The sequence below is a fragment of the Streptomyces desertarenae genome (genome assembly GCF_042681365.1).
GTDB lineage: Bacteria > Actinomycetota > Actinomycetes > Streptomycetales > Streptomycetaceae > Streptomyces > Streptomyces desertarenae.
This window is the reverse complement of the sequence record NZ_JBHUFU010000037.1, coordinates 1-4,893: the sequence shown is the minus strand read 5'-3', so window position 1 is coordinate 4,893 and position 4,893 is coordinate 1. Positions and strand designations below refer to the sequence as shown.

The following is a 4,893-nucleotide window of genomic DNA, read 5'->3' as shown; positions in this document are numbered from 1 at the left end:
GACGCGCCGATCATCACCACCGACGCCCGGCGGCGGGCGGAGGCCAAGAGCACGCTGATCACCCTGGTCGAGCACGCCCTGCTGGCGCGGCTGCGCTGACCGGGCCGTCCACCCCGGGAGCGGGACCTGGACCTGTGGCGGGGCGATACGGGATGTCATGGATCAGTAGCCGGGATGGACGGGTTCTGTGCCCATCCGTCCCGGCCTTCATAACGTTTCGAAAGAGAATTGGAACGCTGATACCACTCGCCGCGAGCGGTTCGTCTCCCAGCGCGTACAAACGATCAACATTTTGCCGTCCTACAAGAGGAATGCCCGTTTCCTTCCCCTGGTGCGGGGGGCCGCCTTCACAGGTCCAGGTGTTTGGAAAGCTCCATCCTGACGTGCTGAAATTCGCTGAACTCAGCAGTAGTTACGGTTTCATCGAAGACGATGGGCTGAAGCCGAGAGGTTTGGTCGAGTGAGGCGAAGCAATTCGAGCGCCCCGTCCCGGGAGCCGCGGGGCAATTTCACGCCGCCGCAGCGTGCCGCGGAGGCGTCCTCCGACCTGCCCGGGGACGGCGGGGGAACGGGCGGAGGCGGCCGCTTCGCGGTGCGCAACTGGCGGGTGGCCACCAGGCTGAACGCCATCCTGCTCCTGCCCGTGCTCGTCGCCCTCGTCTTCGGCGGCTTCCGGGTGCAGAGCTCCCTGGAGACGCTGACCGAGGCCGAGGAGGCCGAGCGCACCGCCGAACTGGTCAGGGCCGCGGCCGCCTACGCCCACGCCCTGATCGACGAGCGTGACCGCACGGCCGCGCCGCTCCTCCAGGGCAACACCGAGGACCCGGTGATCAAGGAGATGCGCGACGTCACCGACGCCGCGCGCGCCGAGTTCCACCGGCGGGTCGAGGACATGCCGGACCACCAGGGCCTCAAGCGCCGGCTGGCGGCCTTCACCGAGGTCGAACCGGGCCTGACCGAACTGCGCCAGGCCGCCTACACCGACCGGCTGAAAGGCGTGGAGACCGAGGAGGGCTACGTCCGCATCCAGCACCCGCTGATGGAGTTCGCCAACGAACTCGGGCTGGGCACCGGAAACATCACCTCCTACGGCCGCACCGTCTACGCCGTCTCGCTGGCCAAGGCCGCCGGCTCCCTCCAGCGCTCCATCGGCACCCACCTGCTGATCAAGCCCGGCCCCGGCGCCGCGGACAAGCAGCGCCAGCTCACCGCCTTCAGCTCCTACGCCTACCTGGAGCGCATCGCCGTCGACGAGTACCGCGGCGGCGGCACCGAGGAGGACTGGAAGCGCCTGCAGGAGGAGCTGGCCAAGGGCAACGAGGACGTCCGCCGGCGGCTCGCCGAGGCCAGGGAGGAGGCGCAGGCCACCGGTGAGGCCTTCGTCGACCCGCCGGCCACCGACAAGATGGTCCAGGCGATAGCCTCCGGCGCCCAGCCCCGGGCGCTGCAGGCCCGCGGCATCACCGCCGAGAACTGGTACACCTCCGCCACCGGCAGGTTCAACGCCTACCGCGTGATCGAGAAGGAGCTGACCGACAAGGCGGTGGAGGAGACCGGGGAGATCGCCGCCGACGCCCGGCGCGACGCCATCGTCAACTCCGCCGTGGTGCTCCTGGCCCTGCTGGCGGCGTTCATCATCGCCGGGATGATGGCCCGCTCGATGAGCACCAGCATGCGCCGGCTGCGCGCCGCCGCCTTCGACGTCGCCCAGGAGCGGCTGCCGATGCTGGTGGACCAGCTCTCGCGCACCGACCCGGGCAAGGTCGACACCCGGGTGAAGCCCATCCCCATCGACAGCCGCGACGAGATCGGCGAGGTCGCCCGGGCCTTCGACCAGGTCCACCGCGAGGCGGTCCGCCTCGCGGCCGAGCAGGCGCTGCTGCGGGGGAACGTCAACGCGATCTTCACCAACCTCTCGCGCCGCAACCAGGGCCTCATCGAGGGCCAGCTCGCCCTCATCACGGACCTGGAGAACAACGAGGCCGACCCGGACCAGCTGGAGAACCTCTTCAAGCTGGACCACCTGGCGACCCGCATGCGCCGCAACGGCGAGAACCTGCTGGTCCTCGCGGGCGAGGAGCCGGGCCGCCGCTGGAACCAGCCGATCCCGCTGGTGGACGTGTTGCGTGCCGCCTCCTCGGAGGTGGAGGACTACGAGCGCATCGAGCTGTCCGGTGTCCCGGACAGCGAGATCCACGGCACCGTCGTCACCGACCTGGTGCACCTGCTGGCCGAGCTGCTGGAGAACGCCACCTCGTTCTCGTCCCCGCAGACCAAGGTCCGCGTCACCGCGACCCGGCTGCCCGACGGCCGGGTGGTGATCGAGATCCACGACAGGGGCATCGGCCTCACCCCCGAGGACTTCGCCGACATCAACCACAGGCTGGCCAACCCGCCGACGGTGGACGTGGAGATCTCCCAGCGCATGGGCCTGTTCGTGGTCGGCCGCCTGGCCAGCCGGCACGGCATCCGCGTCCAGCTGCGGCCCTCCGGCGAGCAGGCGGGCACCACCTCGCTGGTCATGCTGCCGGAGGAGATCACCCACGGCGGCGGCGGCGAGGAGCAGACCGAGGAGGACTTCACCGTCTCCCGGATCGTCCCGGAGCAGCCCCAGGCCGCGCAGCCGGTCTACGAGGACCAGAGGCAGCCGTCCGCCGCCGAGCTGGGCTTCGACGACTCCCGTTACGACTCCCCGCCGCAGGAGGACCCCTCCGTCCTCGATCCGGTCGGCCGCTCGCTGATGCGCGAGGAGCGCCGCGCGGCGCTGGAGGGCCGGCAGCCGCAGCACCAGGCGCAGGAGGACCGGCAGGAGCAGTACCAGGCGCAGGAGGACCGGCAGGAGCAGTACCCGGCCCAGCCGGCCTCCTACGACGACCCGCAGACCGGCCAGTACGCCGTCCCGCAGGACTTCGGCCAGGGCCCCCGGTACGGCCTGCAGGACGGCCTGCAGGACCAGGCTCCCCCGTACGGCCAGGACGTCCCGTTCGGCCGGTACGGCCAGGACGAGGATCCCTACGGCCAGGAGGTCCGGGAGCCCTTCGGCCGGGACGGCTCCCCCGGCCCGGACGCCTACGGGCAGAGCGGCCCGGGCGGTTACGGGCAGGAGTACCGCTCCGGCTACCAGGAGGGCCCGCAGGAGTACCGGGACGGCTACGGCTCCGGGTACGGCGGGGACGGCGGCGCCGGAAACGGCCCGGGGTCCTTCGCCGGAGCGGAAACGGAATCCGCTCCCGGCGCTCCCGAAGAGGGCCGGGAAAGCGTAGGCTTCGACCGACCGAGCCAGGACTCGAACGACTCTTCTTCCCTGACCGGCGCGGGACTTCCCCGCCGGGAGCGGAAGTGGCAGCCGTCCGAGGACGTGCCGGCCCAGCGGCACCAGCCGCAAGCGGAATCTCCGGAGACGCCCGGGCAGGAGGACCGTCCCGACGGATCCGCCTGGGGCGGAACGGCGAATGACGAACGCTGGCAGCGGGCGGAGCGGATCCGCGACCCCAAGGCCGGCGGCGTCACCCCCTCCGGCCTGCCGCGCCGGGTGCCCAGGGCCAACCTGGTCCCGGGCACCGCGGAGGTGGAGACGGAGGGGACGGCCCAGGGCGGCCCCCAGGTCTCCCGCTCCCCGGAGGACGTCCGCGGCAGGTTGAGCAACCTCCACCGCGGCGTGCGGCGGGGACGCACAGCGGGCGGCTCGGACGCCACCCAGAACGACCGACCGGGCTTCGGTCCCGGCAGCACCTACGATCAGGAGCGTTAGTGTGAGCCCGATGAGCCAGGCGGCGCAGAACCTGAACTGGTTGATCACCAACTTCGTGGAGAACACCCCGGGGGTGTCGCACACGGTGGTGGTCTCCGCCGACGGCCTCCTTCTGGCCATGTCCGAGGGGTTTCCGCGGGATCGTGCCGATCAGTTGGCGGCGGTCGCGTCGGGTCTGACCTCGCTGACCGCTGGTGCGTCGCGGATCTTCGAGGGGGGTGCGGTGAATCAGACGGTGGTGGAGATGGAACGCGGGTTCCTGTTCATCATGTCGATCTCCGACGGTTCCTCGTTGGCGGTGCTGGCGCACCCGGAGGCGGACATCGGTCTGGTCGGTTACGAGATGGCCCTGCTGGTGGACCGCGCGGGTACGGTGCTGACGCCGGACCTCCGCGCCGAACTGCAGGGAAGCCTTCTCAACTGACCAGCAGACCGTGCGCATCGCGTCTCCGCGCCATTAGGGTGCGGAGACGCGATGGGCTCCCGTCAGACCGCAGGTGATGGACCCCAGGCATGTCCGGCAGTGGAGGAGGAGACGTGGCAACGCCCCCAGGCGGCCCCTACGGCGGTGAACACCAGCCTCAGCCGCAGCACGACCAGTCCCAGCGGTTCAACTTCCCCTCCGCGCCCAGCCACCAGTGGCAGACGCCTCCGCCGCCCGCCGGGCCGGAGCAGTACCCGCCGTACCAGCAGCAGCCTCAGCCTCCCCGGCCCCGCCGGGCCGAGCAGACCGGTCCGCGCAGGGCCAGGCCGGCGGGCGGCAGCGGAGGCTCCTCGCCGCTGGTGCGGCCGTACGCCATGACCGGGGGCCGCACCCGCCCGCGCTACCAGCTCGCGATAGAGGCGCTGGTGCACACCACGGCGCAGCCCGCCCAGCTGATGGGCCAGCTGCCCGAGCACCAGCGGATCTGTCAGCTGTGCTACGAGATCAAATCGGTAGCGGAGATCTCCGCACTCCTCTCCATTCCTTTGGGCGTCGCCCGTATCCTCGTCGCCGACCTGGCCGAGGCCGGACTCGTCGCCATCCACCAGCCCGGCGGTGACGAGTCCGCCGGTGGCCAGCCAGACGTGACACTGCTCGAAAGGGTGCTCAGTGGACTTCGCAAGCTCTAGCGGTGCATCGCGCTCCACCACCTCCGCGA

At 71.0% G+C, this 4,893-nt stretch carries 3 protein-coding genes and 1 pseudogene; all 4 read left to right on the top strand.

Going from position 1 to position 4,893, the window contains the following annotated elements; all coding sequences use genetic code 11:
- A pseudogene (locus ACFSJS_RS27805) lies at positions 1–99 on the top strand (ATP-binding protein); the annotation flags it as partial.
- Between the two features lie 361 nt (positions 100–460).
- Positions 461–3,751, top strand: a complete 3,291-nt coding sequence (locus ACFSJS_RS27800; RefSeq protein ID WP_380905251.1) for a nitrate- and nitrite sensing domain-containing protein — start codon at positions 461–463, stop codon at positions 3,749–3,751.
- Positions 3,752–3,761: 10 nt separating this feature from the next.
- On the top strand, positions 3,762–4,175 hold the full coding sequence (locus tag ACFSJS_RS27795) for a roadblock/LC7 domain-containing protein (RefSeq protein WP_155072008.1): 414 nt from the start codon (positions 3,762–3,764) through the stop codon (positions 4,173–4,175).
- Between the two features lie 113 nt (positions 4,176–4,288).
- On the top strand, positions 4,289–4,864 hold the full coding sequence (locus ACFSJS_RS27790) for a DUF742 domain-containing protein (protein WP_380905249.1): 576 nt from the start codon (positions 4,289–4,291) through the stop codon (positions 4,862–4,864).
- Positions 4,865–4,893: the final 29 nt, after the last annotated feature.

Coding starts and splice junctions, on each gene's coding strand:
- ACFSJS_RS27795 (WP_155072008.1), top strand. CDS start 3,762: ATGAGCCAGGCGGCGCAGAACCTGAACTGGTTGATCACCAACTTCGTG.